The sequence below is a fragment of the Glycocaulis sp. genome (assembly GCF_052168375.1).
Classification (GTDB): domain Bacteria; phylum Pseudomonadota; class Alphaproteobacteria; order Caulobacterales; family Maricaulaceae; genus Glycocaulis.
Genome location: NZ_JBQLZR010000047.1, coordinates 1 through 18,246, shown reverse-complemented (window position 1 = coordinate 18,246; position 18,246 = coordinate 1). Strand labels below are relative to the sequence as shown.

General features: G+C 63.8%; 21 protein-coding genes and 1 tRNA gene. 9 read left to right on the top strand and 13 right to left on the bottom strand.

What is annotated here, in order from left to right; genetic code table 11:
• Positions 1–274 precede the first annotated feature (274 nt).
• The 6 genes from ACTS2Z_RS01935 to ACTS2Z_RS01910 all read left to right on the top strand — a co-directional run bounded on the left by ACTS2Z_RS01935 (position 275) and on the right by ACTS2Z_RS01910 (position 5,514).
• Positions 275–835: a F0F1 ATP synthase subunit delta gene (locus tag ACTS2Z_RS01935; RefSeq protein WP_442571550.1), complete on the top strand. Its 561-nt coding sequence runs from the start codon at positions 275–277 to the stop codon at positions 833–835.
• Positions 836–843: 8 nt separating this feature from the next.
• Positions 844–2,379: a F0F1 ATP synthase subunit alpha gene (gene atpA, locus ACTS2Z_RS01930; RefSeq protein WP_442571549.1), complete on the top strand. Its 1,536-nt coding sequence runs from the start codon at positions 844–846 to the stop codon at positions 2,377–2,379.
• Between the two features lie 49 nt (positions 2,380–2,428).
• Positions 2,429–2,575 (top strand): hypothetical protein, encoded by a 147-nt coding sequence (locus ACTS2Z_RS01925; protein ID WP_442571548.1) that lies wholly within the window; start codon positions 2,429–2,431, stop codon positions 2,573–2,575.
• 28 nt (positions 2,576–2,603) lie between these two features.
• Positions 2,604–3,488 carry a F0F1 ATP synthase subunit gamma gene (locus ACTS2Z_RS01920; RefSeq protein WP_442571547.1) on the top strand — a complete coding sequence of 295 codons (885 nt, stop codon included), beginning with the start codon at positions 2,604–2,606 and terminating at the stop codon, positions 3,486–3,488.
• 73 nt (positions 3,489–3,561) lie between these two features.
• Complete coding sequence (gene atpD, locus ACTS2Z_RS01915; protein ID WP_442571546.1) at positions 3,562–5,001, top strand: F0F1 ATP synthase subunit beta; 1,440 nt, start codon at positions 3,562–3,564, stop codon at positions 4,999–5,001.
• Between the two features lie 102 nt (positions 5,002–5,103).
• Positions 5,104–5,514 carry a F0F1 ATP synthase subunit epsilon gene (locus ACTS2Z_RS01910; RefSeq protein WP_442571545.1) on the top strand — a complete coding sequence of 137 codons (411 nt, stop codon included), beginning with the start codon at positions 5,104–5,106 and terminating at the stop codon, positions 5,512–5,514.
• Positions 5,515–5,583: 69 nt separating this feature from the next.
• Here the strand turns inward: ACTS2Z_RS01910 and ACTS2Z_RS01905 are convergent, their stop codons facing one another.
• The 9 genes from ACTS2Z_RS01905 to obgE form a co-directional block, all read right to left on the bottom strand.
• Positions 5,584–6,084 (bottom strand): RNA pyrophosphohydrolase, encoded by a 501-nt coding sequence (locus ACTS2Z_RS01905; protein WP_442571544.1) that lies wholly within the window; start codon positions 6,082–6,084, stop codon positions 5,584–5,586.
• The gene (locus ACTS2Z_RS01900) at positions 6,081–7,241 is read right to left on the bottom strand and encodes a divergent polysaccharide deacetylase family protein (protein ID WP_442571543.1); all 1,161 of its coding nucleotides are present in this window, start codon (positions 7,239–7,241) and stop codon (positions 6,081–6,083) included. Before ACTS2Z_RS01900 ends, ACTS2Z_RS01905 begins: the two co-directional genes overlap by 4 nt.
• A 154-nt stretch (positions 7,242–7,395) precedes the next feature.
• On the bottom strand, positions 7,396–8,706 hold the full coding sequence (locus tag ACTS2Z_RS01895) for a S41 family peptidase (RefSeq protein ID WP_442571542.1): 1,311 nt from the start codon (positions 8,704–8,706) through the stop codon (positions 7,396–7,398).
• A gap of 16 nt (positions 8,707–8,722) precedes the next feature.
• The gene (locus ACTS2Z_RS01890; RefSeq protein WP_442571541.1) at positions 8,723–9,934 is read right to left on the bottom strand and encodes a murein hydrolase activator EnvC family protein; all 1,212 of its coding nucleotides are present in this window, start codon (positions 9,932–9,934) and stop codon (positions 8,723–8,725) included.
• Between the two features lie 10 nt (positions 9,935–9,944).
• Complete coding sequence (locus ACTS2Z_RS01885; protein WP_442571540.1) at positions 9,945–10,412, bottom strand: 23S rRNA (pseudouridine(1915)-N(3))-methyltransferase RlmH; 468 nt, start codon at positions 10,410–10,412, stop codon at positions 9,945–9,947.
• A gap of 6 nt (positions 10,413–10,418) precedes the next feature.
• A complete protein-coding gene (gene rsfS / locus ACTS2Z_RS01880) occupies positions 10,419–10,730 on the bottom strand; it encodes a ribosome silencing factor (protein WP_442571551.1) in 312 nt (103 codons plus the stop codon).
• Between the two features lie 133 nt (positions 10,731–10,863).
• Positions 10,864–11,880, bottom strand: coding sequence for an L-histidine N(alpha)-methyltransferase (gene egtD, locus ACTS2Z_RS01875; RefSeq protein WP_442571539.1), 1,017 nt, complete (start codon positions 11,878–11,880; stop codon positions 10,864–10,866).
• A gap of 33 nt (positions 11,881–11,913) precedes the next feature.
• Positions 11,914–12,540 carry a nicotinate-nucleotide adenylyltransferase gene (locus ACTS2Z_RS01870; protein ID WP_442571538.1) on the bottom strand — a complete coding sequence of 209 codons (627 nt, stop codon included), beginning with the start codon at positions 12,538–12,540 and terminating at the stop codon, positions 11,914–11,916.
• Entirely contained in the window at positions 12,537–13,595 is a 1,059-nt protein-coding gene (gene obgE, locus ACTS2Z_RS01865; protein WP_442571537.1) for a GTPase ObgE, read from the bottom strand. The genes ACTS2Z_RS01870 and obgE overlap by 4 nt, the downstream gene beginning before the upstream one ends.
• A 254-nt stretch (positions 13,596–13,849) precedes the next feature.
• On the opposite strand from obgE, the gene ACTS2Z_RS01860 reads away from it, so the two are divergent.
• Positions 13,850–14,824: an EF-hand domain-containing protein gene (locus ACTS2Z_RS01860; RefSeq protein ID WP_442571536.1), complete on the top strand. Its 975-nt coding sequence runs from the start codon at positions 13,850–13,852 to the stop codon at positions 14,822–14,824.
• A gap of 6 nt (positions 14,825–14,830) precedes the next feature.
• Here ACTS2Z_RS01860 and ACTS2Z_RS01855 read toward each other — a convergent pair whose 3' ends face one another.
• From ACTS2Z_RS01855 to ACTS2Z_RS01840, 4 genes are all read right to left on the bottom strand, one after another.
• Entirely contained in the window at positions 14,831–15,382 is a 552-nt protein-coding gene (locus ACTS2Z_RS01855) for a GNAT family N-acetyltransferase (RefSeq protein ID WP_442571535.1), read from the bottom strand.
• A gap of 161 nt (positions 15,383–15,543) precedes the next feature.
• On the bottom strand, positions 15,544–15,813 hold the full coding sequence (rpmA, locus tag ACTS2Z_RS01850) for a 50S ribosomal protein L27 (protein WP_442571534.1): 270 nt from the start codon (positions 15,811–15,813) through the stop codon (positions 15,544–15,546).
• 46 nt (positions 15,814–15,859) lie between these two features.
• The gene (locus ACTS2Z_RS01845) at positions 15,860–16,492 is read right to left on the bottom strand and encodes a 50S ribosomal protein L21 (RefSeq protein WP_442571533.1); all 633 of its coding nucleotides are present in this window, start codon (positions 16,490–16,492) and stop codon (positions 15,860–15,862) included.
• 222 nt (positions 16,493–16,714) lie between these two features.
• Positions 16,715–17,044 (bottom strand): hypothetical protein, encoded by a 330-nt coding sequence (locus ACTS2Z_RS01840; protein WP_442571532.1) that lies wholly within the window; start codon positions 17,042–17,044, stop codon positions 16,715–16,717.
• 189 nt (positions 17,045–17,233) lie between these two features.
• Here ACTS2Z_RS01840 and ACTS2Z_RS01835 point away from each other — a divergent pair.
• Positions 17,234–17,323 (top strand) — tRNA-Ser (locus tag ACTS2Z_RS01835).
• A gap of 257 nt (positions 17,324–17,580) precedes the next feature.
• Positions 17,581–18,054, top strand: coding sequence for a hypothetical protein (locus tag ACTS2Z_RS01830; RefSeq protein ID WP_442571531.1), 474 nt, complete (start codon positions 17,581–17,583; stop codon positions 18,052–18,054).
• Positions 18,055–18,246 lie beyond the last annotated feature (192 nt).

Here is an 18,246-nt window from a genome sequence, read left to right as displayed (position 1 = left end):
CCGGCGCTCATCCCGCCACTGGCTTTTGCGCGTGCTCCACGCCCGTCAGACCAGCTGAAACGCGATTTCCTGATGCCTCGCATGCGCCTATTGCGCGCGGGCAGGTTGCCGCCCTCAAACCCTTGTGCTAGGTGGGCGCCGGACTGAACGGGACCGTCCTTGCACTGTCAAGGCGGGCTCACAAAAAACCTCAATATCTCAAGTGCTTGGGCCTGATCTTTTTGACCGGACCCGTTTTGGCACTCACCACAGAGAAGAGAGCGGGCGAAAAACGGTGACCAGCGCCGGTAACGCAATTTCAAACGAAGCCGCGCAGCGCTATGCGCGCGCGCTGTTCGATCTGGCCCTTGAAACCAAGGCGCTGGCGAAGGCCGAGGCTGACATGGCGGCTCTTGGCGAGGCGTTTGCCGAGTCGGGCGAGCTTGTCCGTGCAGTTGCAAGCCCCGTCCACAAGGTGGACGAAAAGGTCAAGGCGCTGACTGCCCTTGCCAAATCCCTGAAACTGTCCCCGCTCGGCACCAAGTTCATCGGTGTCGTGGCGCGCAACGGCCGTGCCGGCGACCTGCCGGCAATGACGGCTGCCTTTGCAGCGCTCGCAGCCGAGCATCGCGGTGCTGTCACCGCAGACATTGCAAGCGCTGACGCGCTGACGGCCACTCAGCTCAAGGAGCTGACGGCTGCACTGAAAACCGCCCTCGGGCGGGAGGTTGAAGTCCGTGCCGAGGTTCGGCCGGAACTCATCGGCGGGCTCACTGTGAAGGTGGGTTCGCGCATGTTCGATTCTTCACTCCGGACCAAGCTGGACGGCGTGAAACAGGCGATGAAAGAGGCTTGAGAACCGCCATGGACATCCGGGCAGCAGAAATTTCTGCGATCCTCAAGGATCAGATCAAGAACTACGGTGCGGAAGCGGACGTGTCCGACGTCGGCCAGGTGCTTTCCGTCGGTGACGGTATTGCGCGGGTCTACGGTCTCGACGAGGTGCGCGCCGGTGAGCTCGTGGAGTTCCCGGGCGGGATCAAGGGCATGGCCCTGAACCTGGAAAGCGACAATGTCGGCTGCGTGATCTTCGGTGAAGACCGGGGCATCAAGGAAGGCGACACCGTCAAGCGTCTGGGCTCCATCGTTGACGCCCCCGTCGGCAAGGGCCTGCTGGGCCGCGTCGTCAACGCTCTGGGCGAGCCGATTGACGGCAAGGGTCCGATCAAAGACGTCGCAGAGCGCCGCCGCGTCGACGTGAAGGCGCCGGGCATCCTGCCGCGTAAATCTGTGCACGAGCCGATGGCGACGGGCATCAAGGCCATCGACGCCATGATCCCGGTTGGCCGTGGCCAGCGCGAGCTGATCATCGGTGACCGCCAGACCGGCAAGACCGCGATCGCGCTCGACACGATCCTGAACCAGAAGCAGATCAACGAAGGCGATGACGAGAGCAAGAAGCTCTACTGCGTCTACGTCGCCATCGGCCAGAAGCGCTCCACCGTCGCCCAGATCGTGAAAACGCTCGAGGAAAACGGCGCGATGGAATACTCCATCGTCGTTGCCGCGACCGCGTCCGATCCGGCCCCGATGCAGTTCCTAGCGCCGTTCACCGCCTGCGCCATGGGCGAGTACTTCCGCGATAACGGCATGCACGCCCTCATCGTGTATGATGACCTGTCCAAGCAGGCCGTCGCCTACCGGCAGATGTCGCTGCTGCTGCGCCGCCCGCCGGGCCGTGAAGCCTATCCGGGCGACGTGTTCTACCTGCACTCCCGCCTGCTGGAGCGTGCCGCCAAGCTCAATGAGAGCCATGGTTCGGGCTCGCTCACCGCGCTGCCGGTCATCGAGACGCAGGCCAACGACGTGTCGGCCTACATCCCGACCAACGTGATCTCGATCACGGACGGCCAGATCTTCCTCGAAACCAACCTGTTCAACGCCGGTATCCGTCCGGCGGTGAACGTCGGTCTGTCGGTCAGCCGCGTCGGTTCCGCCGCGCAGACCAAGGCCATGAAGCAGGTCGCTGGCAAGATGAAGGGCGAGCTCGCGCAGTATCGCGAGATGGCCGCCTTCGCGCAGTTCGGTTCCGACCTCGACGCAGCGACCCAGCGCCTGCTGGCCCGCGGCGAGCGCCTGACCGAGCTTCTCAAGCAGCCGCAATTCTCGCCGCTCTCCATGCAGGAGCAGGTGTGCGTGATCTTCGCCGGTACGCGCGGCTATCTTGACAAGATTGCCACGCGCGACATTGGCCGCTTTGAAGCCGAGTTCCTGCAGCACCTGCACGCTGACAAGGCCAAGCTTCTCGAAGCGGTCCGTTCCGAGCAGAAACTCTCCGACGCGTCCGAGGCCGAGCTGGTCAAGACGCTCGAGGCGTTCCTTGCCCGGTTCGCGGCCTAGCCACTGAAGCCTCTAACCTTCACACGAGGGAGCATCGAAACCACCCATCATGACAGGTAACTTCAAGGACTGGCTGTCGAAGTTGAAGCCGCATGAGCGCAACGCGCTGACCGTGCTGGCCATCTTCCTCCTCGCGGCGCTGATATTCGCGTTCGGAACGCAGATCGGCGGCGCAGTCTTCCAGGCCCTGAACTGACATGACGGATCGGGAGTAGCGATACGAGATGGCAAGCCTTAAGGACCTCAGGAACCGGATTTCTTCAGTGAAATCCACGCAGAAGATCACCAAGGCCATGCAGATGGTGGCCGCGGCGAAACTGCGTCGGGCCCAGGACAGCGCCCAGGCTGCGCGTCCCTATGCCCAGAAAATGGCGCAAGTCATGGCCAATCTCGCCAATGGCGTGGTGGCCGGGCCGGAAACGCCCCGCCTGCTGACCGGAACCGGCCAGTCCGACACGGTTCTGCTCCTCGTGCTCAGCGCTGATCGTGGCCTGTGTGGCGGTTTCAACACCAATATTGCCCGTCTGGCGCGCGAGCGTGTCGCCACGCTCGTCAGCGAAGGCAAGAACGTGAAGATCATGACGGTAGGCAAGAAAGGCTTTGACGCCCTGAAGCGCCTGCACCGGGAACGCATCATCACGTCCATCGAGCTGAAAGAGGCGCCGACCTTCGCCGCTCTCGCCGCGCGCGTCGGCGATGAGGTGCGCAAGCTCTTCGATGCAGGCGGGTTTGATGTCTGCGAGCTGGTCAGCTCCGAGTTTGTCTCGGTCATCAGCCAGAAGCCCAAGGCCCGCACGCTGATCCCGGCGCGTGAAGCCATTGATCCTGATGCGCCCGCCCCGGACCTTGGCGGAGCCATCTACGAATATGAACCCGATGAGGAAGCCATCCTCACCGCCCTGCTGCCGCGCTATGTCGATACGGTTGTGCTCTCCGCCCTGCTGGAGAACGCTGCTGGCGAGATGGGCGCGCGCATGGCTGCGATGGACAACGCCACGCGCAATGCCGGCGAGCTCATCAACAAGCTGAACCTGCAGTACAACCGCACCCGCCAGGCCAAGATCACCACCGAGCTCACGGAGATCATCTCCGGGGCCGAGGCGGTCTAGGGCCAGCGGATCCAGACATTAGAGAACGTCCCCGCAAGACGCTGGGGAACCGGTAAAAGAGGCTGAGACGATCATGAGCAATCTCAAGGGCCGTATCGCACAGGTGACGGGCGCCGTCGTCGACGTGAAGTTCGAAGGTGGCCTGCCGCCGATCCTGAACGCGCTGGAAACCATGAATGGTGACCAGAAGCTGGTTCTGGAAGTGGCCCAGCACCTTGGCGAGAACATGGTTCGCACCATCGCCATGGACGCCACCGAAGGCCTGCAGCGCGGCGGTGAAGTGACCGATCTGGGCTCGCCCATCACGGTTCCGGTCGGTCCGGGCACGCTGGGCCGCATCCTGAACGTCACGGGCGAGCCGATCGACGAGGCTGGCGATGTCGTGTTTGAAAAGCGCGCGCCGATCCACCGCTCCGCCCCGGAATTCGACGAGCAGTCGACCGAAGCCGAAATCCTGCCCACAGGCATCAAGGTCATCGACCTGCTCTGCCCGTACGCCAAAGGCGGCAAGATCGGCCTCTTCGGCGGCGCCGGCGTCGGCAAGACCGTGCTCATCCAGGAACTGATCAACAACATCGCCAAGCTGTTCGGCGGCTACTCCGTGTTTGCCGGTGTCGGCGAGCGCACCCGTGAAGGTAACGACCTTTACTGGGAGATGATCGAGTCCGGCGTGAACAAGGACCCGAAGGAAAACAACGGCTCGACCGAAGGCTCGCGCTGCGCCCTGGTGTTCGGCCAGATGAACGAACCGCCCGGCGCGCGTGCCCGTGTGGCGCTGTCCGGCCTCGCCCAGGCGGAATACTTCCGCGACGAGGAAGGCAAGGACGTTCTGTTCTTCGTCGACAATATCTTCCGCTTCACGCAAGCGGGCGCCGAAGTGTCGGCGCTTCTGGGCCGCATTCCGTCGGCGGTGGGCTACCAGCCGACCCTGTCGACCGACATGGGCGCCCTTCAGGAGCGCATCACCTCGACGAAGAAGGGCTCGATCACGTCGGTGCAGGCCGTTTACGTGCCCGCCGACGACCTGACCGACCCGGCACCGGCCACGACCTTCTCCCACCTTGATGCGACGACGGTTCTCAACCGCGCCATCTCGGAAAAGGGCATCTACCCGGCCGTGGACCCGCTCGACTCCACCTCGCGCATCCTTGAGCCGCGCATCGTGGGTGAAGAGCACTACCAGACCGCCCGCCGCGTGCAGGAAATCCTGCAACGCTACAAGGCGCTCCAGGACATCATCGCGATCCTGGGCATGGACGAGCTGTCCGAAGACGACAAGCTCACCGTCGCCCGCGCCCGCAAGATCGAACGCTTCCTGAGCCAGCCCTTCGACGTGGCCGAAGTCTTCACCGGCAGCCCGGGCATCCAGGTGCCGGTCGAGGAAACCGTGAAAGGCTTCAAGGCGATCTGCGATGGCGAGTACGACCATCTGCCGGAGCCGGCCTTCTACATGGTGGGCACGATCGAGGACGCCGTGAAAAAGGCCCAGAAGCTGGCCGCCGAGGCCGCCTAAGGCAAGCTGAGCATTTGCGGGCCTTGCGCCACTGCTCCCGGCCGCGTTCGGCGCGGCGGTTCAGGCGGCAGGCACAAGGCCCGGCAATGACCGAGGAAAACGATGGCTGACAAGCTGCAATTCGATCTGGTTTCGCCTGAGGCCCGTGTGTTCTCCGGTCCGGTCGACATGGTCGTCGTGCCGGGCACCGAAGGCGATTTCGGCGTGCTGCCCGCTCATGCGCCCTTCATGGCCACGATCCGCACCGGCGCAATCGAGGTGCATAATGACGGTTCGGTCCGCCGGATCTTCATCCATGGCGGGTTTGCCGAGGTTACTCCGCAAGGCCTGACCATCCTCGCCGAAGAAACGGCCGATCTGGCGACGCTCGACGCAGCTGATCTGCGTAACCGGCTGGAAGAGGCGAAGCTGCAGGCCAAGGATGCCGCTGATGAGGGCGCTCGCGAGCGTGCCGAAGCCGAGATCGCCAAGATCGAGGCCATGCAGGCTGCCATGAGCGTCTCTGCCCACTAGGCTGGCAATTCAGGCCGGAAAGATTTGAAAAGGCTCCTGCGAATATCGCGGGAGCTTTTTTGTATGCTGTCAGGGGTTTGCAAAGGGCGCGAAGGCTTTCGCCACTTCCTCGTAAACCGGCCTCTTCCATGGGATGATCAGTCCTGGCACCTCATTCAGGGGCGCCCACCGGAAGGTCTCGAATTCCTGTGGTGGCACGGCCTTCAGGTCGAAATCGGCGTCCGAGCCCAAAAAGCGCATGGCAAACCAGCGCTGGCGCTGGCCTTTCCAGTTCTTCTTGCGGCGTGCCAGAATGTCGGGCGGAAAATCGTAAGCGAGCCAGTGATCAATGCTCGCGAGCACCTGCACCTGATCGGCCCGGATGCCCGTTTCCTCGTAGAGCTCGCGCAAGGCTGCTTCCTGAGGGTCCTCGCCGGCATCCATGCCGCCTTGTGGCCATTGCCAGACCCAGGGACCGGTTTCCTGAAAGCGTTTGCCGATCCAGGTCAGCCCCTCCCGGTTGAAGAGGACGATGCCGGCATTGGGCCGGTAGGCCGCAAGCTCGGCCTGTGTCGTGGGTTGTTCGATCATGAGTCAGGGTCAGCCCGGCCGGATCGCAGCGCCGCAACGTGCGAGGCAGGCGCTAGCTGGTAGCCGCGCCGCTCCAGCCCTTCGGCCCAGTCCTGCAGGGCACCGACAGTGACCGGATAGGCAAAGCCCGAACCCAGCGCATGGCCGTTCTGGATGGCGAGCGCCTCGAGCTCCAGAAGCCGGTCATCAATGGCCCGCTCGCTGGGGTCGGCGTCCAGTACGCGGTCTGCCACAGCCACCGAAGCGCCGGCGCTCGCTGCAGCGGACTGGGCTGCGCCCGGCCGGCCAGCGCCGTCATGGAAGATGGCAAGGCCGCGCAATTCCAGCTCGCCATAGACACGCGACAGCGCGGCCTGCGACCCGCTGAAGCGGGCACCGAGATAGTTGGTTACCCCGAAATACCCTGACGCACGCGACAGCAGCCAGTGAAGGCGGCGCTCGTTCTCTGCCGGGCTGGCATCGCTGAGCAGGGTGTGGGGGCCGGGATCGTTATTGGGATAGTCGAACGGCTCCATGGGCAGTTCGATCATCACCTCGTGACCGGCAGCGCGGGCGCGGTTGATCCAGCTTTGCAGATCGCGTGCATAGGGCACGAAAGAAAGGGTCACTTCGGGCGGCAAGGTGTCGATGGCTGACTGGGTGAGGGATTCGCTTACCCCCAGTCCGCCGACAATGATGGAAATAGGCGCCAGATCCGGTGAAGGCTGGAAGGCGCGGGCATAGGCGCTGGACGGGCGCCGTCCATCATCGGCAATGACGGGCAGGGGGCCGCCCGGTCCGTCTTCGTAAAGTCCCGGATAAGGCACGTTGGCAGCGCGCTGCGCGGCGAGGGCCCGTGCGGCGTTGCTGCCTGGCGGCGGCTGAACTTCGCCGCCGAGCGCGTCTTCAGTTTCGCTCACTCCTGGCAAGGAGACGGTCTCGTCGTCTTCACCTTCCGCGAAGATTACAGGGGTGGCATCGACGGCTTCGGCTACCTCGATTACTTGTTCTTCGCCTTCAGGCAGGACGAGTGCCATGCGTGCGGCAATATCCGGCTCGCGCTGGGGCGCCAGAAAGATGATCGCTGCCGCCGCCGCGCCCATCACCACGAACAGGCAAAGGGCCGCGATCAGCGGATTGCGCAAGGGCGGGGTGTCATGGGTCTGGCGGGCGGGCATGTCAGTCCGGTGAAGCCTGAACGGGTTGAAGCGTGCGCGCAGAGGCAGAAAGCCCCACGCGCACGCGTACACGCCAGCACCATCGGGTGAACCGGGGTAAGGAAAGGTTAATCGCCTGTCAGTCCTTGCCGGATAGCCGGCACCTTGCCGCCCGTTACTGGCGGACAGGGATGTCTGCGCGGGCTTCCTGCCGGGTCATCATGCTGTTGAGTTGCTCGATGGCACGATGAAGCTGGTAGTCCTCATCCTCGGGCCAGTCCTCCGGCGGCAGCTCGACATCTGCCGCTTCCTGGCGTTCGGCGCCGGTCTCGTTGGTCAGGGCATTGCGCAGGCTGGCCTCGCTGAAACGCCCCACCTCGCCCTCGCGCGGACGGCGGAAGGCAACCGCAATGTCCGGTTCCAGACCGGTTGCCTGGATCGAGGTTCCGGAGGGCGTGTAATAGCGCGCGGTCGTCAGGCGCAATGCGCCGTCACGTCCGCCACGCAAGGGGATGACGGTCTGCATGGAGCCCTTGCCGAAGCTGTTCGTGCCCATCAGCACCGCGCGTTCACGGTCGCGCAGTGCACCGGCGACGATTTCGGAGGCGCTCGCAGAACCGGCATTGATCAGCACCACGATAGGCGCGCCGTCCAGCACGTCGCCGGGGCGGGCATTGAAGCGGTAGGTGTTGCGCGGATCGCGTCCGCGCGTCGACACCACCTCGCCGCCGCTCAGGAACAGGTCGGACACCGAGACCGACTGGTCCAGCAACCCGCCCGGATTGGAACGCAGATCGAGGATCAGGCCCGGAAGCGGCCCGCCATTGGCTTCGCGCAGATCATCAAGCGCGCGCATCGTTGCCTCGGTCGTGTGCTCGTTGAAGGTCGTGATGCGCAAATAGGGGATGTTGTCCTCTTCCATGCGGTGGATCACCGAGCGCACCTCGATGATGGCACGCACGATGGTCACATCAAAAGGTTCGACCCCGTCGCGGGCGATTGTGATGGTCACAGGCTCGCCGGCCGGACCGCGCATGCGCTCGACGGCCACGTCAATGCCGGCGCCGATCATGGACTCGCCTTCAACAGCGATGATCCGGTCCTCCGGCTCGATGCCGGCGCGGTCTGCGGGTGTTTCGGCAATCGGGGAGACGACCGTGACGAAGTCGTCGCGCTGCGTCACCTCGATACCCAGCCCGCCATACTCGCCCCGCGTAGAGACTTGCATGTCGCTGAAGGCTTCGGGATTGAGGTAGGCCGAGTGCGGGTCCAGCGAGCCCAGCATGCCATTGATGGCCGCCTCAATCAGTTCGGCCTGATCGGGATCGCTGACGTAATCGGACTCGATGCGGCTCAATATGTCGCCAAACAGTTCCAGCTGCCGAAAGGTCGCATCGCGCTCACGCTCGTCACCTTGCGAGGAGACGGCCAGCGCGGCAGCACCAATCCCGAAGGCGATGGCCGAGGCGATGATATGCAAGCGCATGTCGATGTCCTGTCTGTCAGCGTCCGCGGAATTCCGGCCTCAGCCAGTTTTCCGGATTTTCCACATTTCCTGTACCACGTCGCACCTCATAATATAGGTGCGGCACGGGAATTTCACGCTCCGGCATGAGTCCCACCGGTTCTCCCGCCAGCACACTCTGGCCTTCCTCAGCATAAAGCAGGCCAATTCCGCCAAGGATGAGCGTGTAGCCATCCGCCGTGTTGATCATGATGACCGCGTCAAAGCTCTGGAATGGTCCGGCAAAAACCACCATGCCGTCAAATGGCGCTGTCACCTGGCCGCCGCTGCGTGCTTCCAGCCACAAGCCTTCCCGTCTTATCCCGTCCGGTCCCGGCTCTCCGGCACGGCTGGAAAGGCGTCCTTCCACGGGCGGGCGCAGCCGCCCGCGCATGTCACCAAATCCGGGCGTAGCCGAGGCCGCTTCAACCGGAAGGGCAGACAGCAAGGTCTCGCCATCCAGCAAGGCTGTGTTGGCCATCATTTCGGCTCTCAGGGCGCGGCGCGGGGAAAGGCGCGGCATGATCTCGGCAAGCTGGGTGATCTCTTCCCAGAGCTGGCGCAGGGATTGTGCCTCGGCGGCCATTCGGCTCGCCTGCCGGGCCAGATTGTCGGCTTCCTCGCGCAAGGCACGCTCAGCCGTCCGGCGTTCCGCGATCAGCCGCTCGACCTCGGCGCGTACACCGGCAAGCGCGCTCTGCGCTGCGTCCACCGTCTCGCGCTGACCGGCAAGCTCCTCACGCAGGGCGGTGAGGGCTTCGATGTCCGCGCGCAAGGCAGAGGCCCGCCTTTCAAGTTCGGGCGCGATGGCCGAGAGCAGACCCGCCGCCCGCGCCGCCTCGCTGGCATCATCGGGGGTCACCGCAAGCGCAGGCGGCGCATTCAGCTCCAGCCTCTGCAAGGCGGCCAGAACCTCGGCAAGGCTTGCCCTTTCTGCGGCGAGGCGTTCGCGCAGCGCGGCTTCCTCGCTTTCGAGCGTCTCTAAGCGCGCCTCAGCCTCTCCGGCTTCCAGTTCGCGCGCCTGAACGCGTGCGCCCGCCTCGACCAGGCGGGCCTGAAGCTCGGCAATCTCGCGTTGAAGGGCGTCGGCTTCTGCCTCGCGAGCTTCGCTGATCTCCCTGGTCTCGCGCGCGGTTTCCTCCATCGCCTCGATCTCTTCCCGGTCGGGCGGGGTTTGCACCAGTGCAAGAGCGAGGAAGAGCGGGATCATCAGGGCCGTGTCAGTCGCGGTGATAGGGCGCGCCGCCAAGAAGGGCAGCGGCGCGGTAGAGCTGTTCCGCCAGCATGACCCGCACCAGCTTGTGCGGCCAGACCATCTTTCCAAACGAGAGGAGGCGCACACCGGCAGGCAGCTCGCCATGGTCGAATCCGTCCGCGCCGCCAATCAGGAAGCACATGTCGCGCTGGCCGGAATCCCGCTCCCGGCCCAGCATTTCGGAGAATTCTCGCGAATCCATGGCCTTGCCGCGCTCATCCAGAGCGATCACGGGCGCAGAGCCAAGGCCGTCCACCAGGGCGCGTGTCTCTGCGGTGGCGTTTGAAAGCGTCCGGGTATCAAATTCGCGCTCGGTAAACGGACCAAGGCCGGTTGCCCGGCCATGATGATTGGCGCGCTCCAGATAGGTGTCGATGAGGGTGCGCTCCGGTCCCGGCTTGATCCGGGAAATGGCGCGGACTTCGATGCGCAAGCGCCGTCAGGCCGCCGTTTCCGGCGCCCCGCCCCACATCTTCTCAAGATCGTAGAAGCTGCGCACTTCCGGACGGAACAGGTGGACAATCACATCGCCGGCATCGATCAGCACCCAGTCGGCGGCCTGGAGGCCTTCCACCTTGGGGGTGACATTGCCGTGCTCCTTGAGAGCCTGCAGGAGATGGTCCGCCAGTGCGCCCACATGCCGGTTGGAGCGGCCGCTGGCGATGACGACGAAATCGGTGACAGGCGACTTGCCGGTCAGGTCAATGGAGACGATGTCCTCGGCCTTGTCGTCGTCGAGGGTTTTGACGATGAGGGCTTCAAGGGTATCACTTTGCTCGCGGCCACCTGTGACGGTTACCGGAGCGGGCGCAGTATCATTGCGTTGGCGTTCGACGGGCAGTGCCGGAGCTCCTGTGGAAATGTAGGGTACGTACCGGACAACACTAGCACGCTTTGGCCGCCGGTTCGAGCCAGTGCATGGAAAAGGCTTCACCATCCGACACCCAGGACTTGCGCCGCTCAAGACCCGCCTTGGCGGCAAGGTCGGCGAAGGTGTCGACCGTGAATTTGTGCGAGTTTTCCATGTGGATGGTCTCGTTCTGCCGGATCATGAAGCGCTGGCCTGCCACCTCGAAGGCCATGTCATGCAGCGCCACCAGATACATTTCCACCCGTGACCGGTAGGGGTTCCAGAAGGCGCGATACTCAAGCGCATCAGGGTCCAGCGTGCCGTCCAGCTCGCGATTGATGCGCGCGACCAGATTCAGATTGAAGGCGGCCGTCACGCCCGCCGCGTCATCATAGGCCGCTTCCAGTGTCGAAGCGGCCTTTCGCATGTCGGTGCCGATCAGCAGTGCATCGCCGGCCCTGAGCCAGCCGCGCAAGGTCTTCAGAAGGCCGAGCGCGTCGATCAGTTCGAAATTGCCAATGGTAGAGCCGGGGAAGAACACGATGCGCCGTCCGGCGCGCGTCGCATCCGATAGCGGCAGGGCATCAATATCGAGGCTCTGGGTGAAGTCATGGCAAAGGGCGCCAACTTCGAGCCCGGGATAGTCCGCCGCCAGCGCCTCGCAAGCACTGCGCACATGATCGCCGGAAATATCCATGCCGACATAGCCTGACGGGGCATCGAGCGCATCAAGCAGCGTGCGGATCTTCACGCTCGACCCGGCGCCCGGCTCCAGCACGAGCGCGCCCTTGCCGGCGAGCGCGCGCAAGTCGCCGCCAACGGATTTGAGAAGCTCCAGCTCGGTCCCCGTCACATAGTATTCGGGCTGCTCGGTGATGGCATCGAACAGGCGTGAGCCTTCCTCGTCATAATAGTATTTCGGCGGCAGGGCCTTTTGCGGCTTGGAAAGCCCGGCGAGTATGTCCGCGCGGAAATCGGCCGCGGGCGGATGCATGTCCTCAAAAAAGGACAGGCCGGCAGGGCTGCCGGCATTCGGGCTGATCTGGGTCATGTCTCTGACAGGCGGCTGCTTCGAGGGGGAACGCTACAGACCCCGGCGGAGATCCGAAGACGCCTCAGCATGTAGGGGTGCGGTGATATATGTCCACCCCGGCGCGCCACGCCGGACGAGCGTCCGGGCCTGCGAGGCGGCAACCCGGTAAGGCGCAAGCGTCCGGGCCGCGCGCCCAAGGCGCCATTTCAGGGGCATGCCGCCGCGGGCGATGACGCAGATCGGCACGCGCGCCGCGATCTCGCGCCACTCGCCCCAGCGGTGGAAGCTGCCAAGGCTGTCCGCGCCCATGATCCAGACAAAGCGCACGCCCGGGAAACGGTCTGTCAGATAGCGGATGATGTCGATTGTATAGCGGGTGCCGAGCCGGTCCTCGATCGTGCTCACGACATGACCGGGTTCAGGGATCAGGGCGGAAATGGCCTCCACCCGCGCTTGCAGTTCGCCAGGGACATGGGTTTTGAGCGGATTGTGGGGTGCTACCAGCCACCAGACGGCATCCAGCCCCAGCCGCTTTTGAGCGGTCAGTGCGACATGGCGATGGCCGGCATGGGGCGGATCGAAGCTGCCGCCATAGAGCCCGACGACCATGCCGGGCTGCAACAGCCCGTTCTTGGCGGCGGCGAAGGGGCGCGGAGACGGGCAGGCGGGCGCGGTCATGGCGTCCAGCCGGTATCCTCTTCGCCGCGCGCCAGACGCTCGGCCTCTGCCTTGTCGGCGGCGCGCCGCCCCTCGATCTCGCCTTCGATGCGGTAGAGAAGCCCGCGCATGTTCTCGCCCGTCACGGCGGAGACAACCGAAATGTCCTCGTGGCCTTCCTCTGCGAAGGCGGCCTTGAGCTCTTCAAGGCGCTCTGCGCTGACTGTCTCCATCTTGGAGAGCACCAGAAGCTCCGGCTTGTCGATCAGGCCCGCGCCATAGGCCTCCAGCTCGCCGCGCACGATTGCATAGGCGCCAAGCGGGTCTTCCCCGCCCGCATCGACCAGATGGACCAGCGTTGCGCAGCGCTCGATATGGCCAAGGAAGCGGTCGCCAATGCCTGCCCCCTCATGCGCCCCTTCAATGAGGCCGGGAATGTCGGCGAGCACGAAGCGCTTGCCCTCGCCTGTATCGACCACACCCAGATTGGGGTGCAGCGTGGTGAAGGGATAGGCCGCAATCTTCGGGTTCGCCCGGCTGCATGCGGAGAGAAAGGTGGACTTGCCCGCATTCGGCAAACCGATCAGGCCGGCATCAGCGATGAGTTTCAGGCGCAGCCACAGCCAGCGCTCTTCTCCATCCTCGCCGGTCTGGGCGTGGCGGGGCGCCTGCTGGCGTGAGGTCTTGAAATGGGCATTGCCCTTGCCGCCCCGTCCGCCGCGCGCCAGCAGCACGCGCATGCCCGCCTCGGTCATGTCGGCCAGCACTTCCTCGTTGTTCTCGTCGAGGATCTGAGTGCCGACCGGCACTTTCAGGATGACGTCCTCGCCCGCCGGTCCGGTGCGGTTCTCGCCTGCGCCATTAATGCCGCGCTGCGCCTTGAAGTGTTGCTGGTAGCGATAGTCGATCAGCGTGTTGAGCCCGTCGACCGCCTCGGCCCAGACATCGCCGCCCTTGCCGCCATCGCCGCCATCCGGCCCGCCGAACTCGACATATTTCTCGCGCCGGAACGAGACACAGCCCGGCCCGCCATGGCCCGATGCGATGTAGACTTTGACCTGGTCGAGAAACTTCATGAACGCTGCCGCCTGAATACCGGCCCGTCTGGCCGGAGGTATGGGAATTTCGGATGCGTCTATAGACGCTTCCGCCGCTGATTACAGCCTGCTTGGCCATGTCCCCACACGCAAGGCAGGCTGTCTGGACCTGTTTCGCGCTTGCCGCCTGCCTGCCGGGGCGCTTCTCTGACTGTCCGGCGCCCTGCCGGGGCACTAATTCCGCCCCGCCGGGACATGAAAGGGCGTGAAATCATCGCAAGGAAGGGTCCAGCATGGATGAACGCGCACCCCGCAAACGGCCTGCGAAGAAGACCGGAACGATCGAGTTTCGTGTCGCCACCGAAGACAAGACTGCCTTTCTGGACGCCTGCGAACAGGAAGGACGGCCCGCCAGCGGAGTGCTTCGTGAAGCCATGGCGCATTTTGTCCGCAACCGGCGGATCGCGCCCAGCCGATGGAGCCGTCTAATGCCCAATTCAGCCCTAGCCGCGAGCCTGGCGCTCGTCTTTGCCGTCCAGTCCGCCGACCGCCTGCCCGGCGCGGATCGTCCCTACGCCATTGCCGAGTTCGATTATTACGACCTCAATTCTGATGGCCGCCTGACCTTGCACGAGTATTTGCGGGCCTTGAATTCGGTCCGTGCGATTGCCGATGGAGAAGACGTCCCCAATCGTGCCGGCCGCATGGGATCGGTATTCGGCCTTTTCGTCGGCCATAATGGGGGTCCGGCTGACGTGATGTTCAGACATCCGGAGCTTATCAGCGAGGAATGCTGGCGGGCAGTAGAAGACAGGCATCTCATTGCGAACACCCAGCGTTTCAATCTGTGGGATGCGGACAATGATAGCGTTGTCACGCCCGGAGAGTTTGGCGCAGTAATGTTACGCATGACGCGGGGCGCTTTCGATGCCGCATTCGACAGCAATGGAGATGGCGTTATCACGCAGGAAGATCTCGATCTGTCTGCCCAAAGCCTTGCCAATTTTCGCGAAGGCGAACCCGAACGCGAGCAACAGGCGCTGGACCCGTCTACCTTCAATGAAGACACGCCAGACCATGTGCGCATCTGTGCGCCGGAGTTTGTAACCGTCGCCCGCGCTAATCCCCGCCCGGATTCCCAGAACGTATGGGCCAACAGGACGCGGCATGACGAACAGATGTTCGAACACCTCGACCTCGACGGAGACGGTGTGATCACCTTCACCGAATACGCGACCGTGATGGAGCGTAACTGGACCCGGCGCTGACCCGCCTCACCCCTGCCGGCGCAGCATGCGCGGGCAGGGGGCGCTGGCCAGCCGACCGGAGGAAAACGCGCGCGGCACTTCGCCGGTATAGGCAAAGCCCATCTTTTCCAGAACGCGGCCCGAGGCGGGATTGTCGGCATAGTGACCGGCCACGATGGGCGCGATGCCGTCCGCATCAGCGGCATCGAGCAGCAGTTTCGCCGCCTCGGTCGCATAGCCCTGGCCCCAATAGGGCTCTCCCAGCCAGTAGCCGAACTCCACCGCGCCATCCTTTCGCGGATGCAGGCCGATCATGCCCATGCCCGCCCCGTCAGCCTTGCGGATGATGGCGCGTACGCGATCACCGCGATTGGCCTCGGCGGCCTGGCAGGTAAGCACGTAAAGCTCCGCGCCCAGAGGCGGGTTCGGATAGGGAATGCGCCCGGTCATGTCGGTGACCTTGCGGTTGGTGGTGCCGTGCGAGATCCAGCCCGAATCCTCCAGCTTGAGGAGGCGCAGCATCACCCGCTCGCCATTCAGGGGCCGGGTCCAGTCGATCACAGTATCAGAGCCGTGCATGGCGGTCTCCGGCCCGTTGCCGCCAAAGGGTGCGGCCAGAACGGGAAAGGGGAGCGGGGTGATCCCCGCTCCCCTTTGAAGAGCCTTGCAGCGTGTCGCTGCGCGGGATCACCGTTTCTTCGAGAGAAGGGCGATCCCGGACTGGTCTGTCTGAGAATGCCCTATTCGGCAGCTTCGCTGAGCGGGGCGACCGACACATACATGCGGTCGTCCTTCTTGCGTCGGAACTCCACCTTGCCTTCGGTCAGGGCGAACAGGGTGTGATCCTTGCCCATGCCGACATTGGCGCCCGGATAGTATTTCGTGCCGCGCTGACGAATGATGATATTGCCCGGGATGACGGCCTGACCGCCAGCCTTCTTGACGCCAAGGCGCCGGCCCTCACTGTCGCGTCCGTTGCGGGATGAACCGCCTGCCTTTTTGTGAGCCATTGTGTGCTCTCCTCAAATCCTGTTCGTGTCGAAGGGCGGTACGGGACTAGCCCTTCGCCAGTTCCTTGGCCTGCTTCACCCAGTCACCGCTTTCGGCCTTGGCCTTGATGCCCGGGATGTCGGCGTCCAGCGCTTCAAGGTCAGCTGCCTTCCAGGCGGCGACTTGCGCAAAGCTGGTGATGCCGGCTTCGTTGAGCTTCTTGGCGTAGGCGGGGCCGACGCCGTTCAGCTGGGTCAGGTCGTCGCCCTTGGCAGCTTTCGCTTTCGGAGCAGCCTTGGCAGCGGGCTTTTCAGCCTTTGCAGGCGCTTCCTCGGCCTTGGCAGCCGGCTTGGCTTTCGCCTTCGCAGCCGTTTTCGGCTTGGCGCCCGGCATCACGATCTCGGAGATCGAGACGAAGGCTTCCCACTGGCGGTGGCCCTTGGTGCGGCGGTAATTCTGGCGGCGGCGCTTCTTGAAGATGATGACCTTCTCGCCCTTGCGCAGTTCGACCAGCTCGCCGATCACTTGCGCACCGTCGATGAAGGGGCTGCCCACGGTCACACCGCTTTCGCCGCCCAGCATCATGACTTCGCCGAAGACGATCTGGTCGCCGGCTTCGCCTTCGATTTTTTCCACGACGAGACGGTCGCCTTCGGCAACCTTGTACTGCTTCCCGCCGGTCTTGATTACCGCGTACATGTGTCTGTTACCTTTCGATCCGGCCAGATCTCCCGGACCATCCGGAAGCCTTGCCCTTTTTCTTCGCCAGCTTCTTTGCAAGATGGCGTTGTCACAACAAATGCCCGCGCTCACGGACGTGAGGCGGACATCAGAGCGGCGGACTTATACGCATGGGCGCGAGCGAGTCAATCTGGCACGCGCCCATGGGCCGCAAATACAGGCTTGTATCAGGACTGCCGCCTAGTTCCGGCCGGTTCCGCCCGACGTCGTGTATTCGGACGGCGAGTTGACCACGCTGCTGCCACGGGCGGCATCTTCGGTAATGATCTGCGCGTCCTGTTCGCGCTGTTCCCAGCGGCTTTCAGGAAGGCAGATGCGCTGTGTCTGGCGCGAGCCGGTGACCCGGATGCGCTCGCAGCGAACGGCGACGCCGTCTTCGGTTACGCCGCTGACGATGCCTGCCTCTGCCAGTTCGGCGCGGCTGGTATTGTCCGCATCCGCGGTGGCACAGGCCGCGAGGCCGAGAAACAGACAGGCAAAGCCAGCCTGCACGATGTTTTTGGTGATCATTGGTATTCCCCCTAGGATTGATGGCTTGAAGCTTGATCCGGGGGCGCCCGCTTGTCGAGGTGGTCGCTGCAAATGATTCTCATGCGCCGCGTGTGGCGGGCTTTTGGGGGCCCGTGCTCGAGGTGTGAAAAACAGGCGTAATCGCCGCTTGCGGGCCGTGTGGCTTGCGGTTAGGTTCCGCGCCGTTGCGGAGAGGTGCCGGAGTGGTCGATCGGGGCGGTCTCGAAAACCGTTGTGCCTTTGCGGGTACCGAGGGTTCGAATCCCTCCCTCTCCGCCATTTGACCCTTGCTGAATTCGCCGGCCCCGGCCAGCAAATATCAAACATGCCATTGCAAGAGTTCACTCCGCCTTCACCGAGGCGGACGGGTCCTCTTGTTTGCCACGAACCAGTTTGCGTTGGATCACCGGTAAGTCCAGTCCTGTGCAAGGCGGGCCTCGCAAGACCAGCCTCCGGCGCAGGCTATTCAGTTTCGTGTTGATTTATGGTCACAACCACCGATACTTCCGGCTTTACAAGGGGTTGGAAGGCATAAAATGGGTCAGGTCTGGAAAGGGGATGTCCGGCGCTCGACACAATGCACATCGTGCGGGACGGGCTATTATTATTTCGACCTGGTCGAGGTGCGCGAGGACGATCCGGTCCGGTTCGAAAGCGCAATGCGCCGGGCGATCGATTTCGGGACGGACCTCGTTCCTTGCCCAAGATGCGGGAAAGCCAGCGCCACCATGTGGGCCGACTGGCGAAAGAAGGTCGTGAAAAAGTTTGCAATCGGGATTGGCATGCTGATCGGCTTTGCGGTCGTCATGGCCATCGCGATGAATGGAGCGCCCTTTTTCTACATCCTCGCCATCATCCTGCCGCTGGCGGGGCTCGGCTATCTGATCTGGGGCGCGGTCATGCTGCTCAAGCCGGTCACCAACAAGCGGGCGGGCATTGTGCCTGGCGAGGAGGCGAGTGCGCCACCTAGTGTCCAGGCGCGTATCGCCGCGTTCGACAAGGGCGAATGAAGCGCTTTCCAATCAGCGGTTCCGCTTTCAGGGTCAGCGCTAGGCCGGCTCTGACAGGATAAGGTGCGGCGTGGCTTCGCCGGTGTCGCGCATATAGGCGCAATGAACGCTCTCGCGCACCGGCCCTCCGTCCGGGCGGGTCGCTATGTAATCGATGACGAAATAGGTCATGGCCGGCGTCTCGCCGGGTTC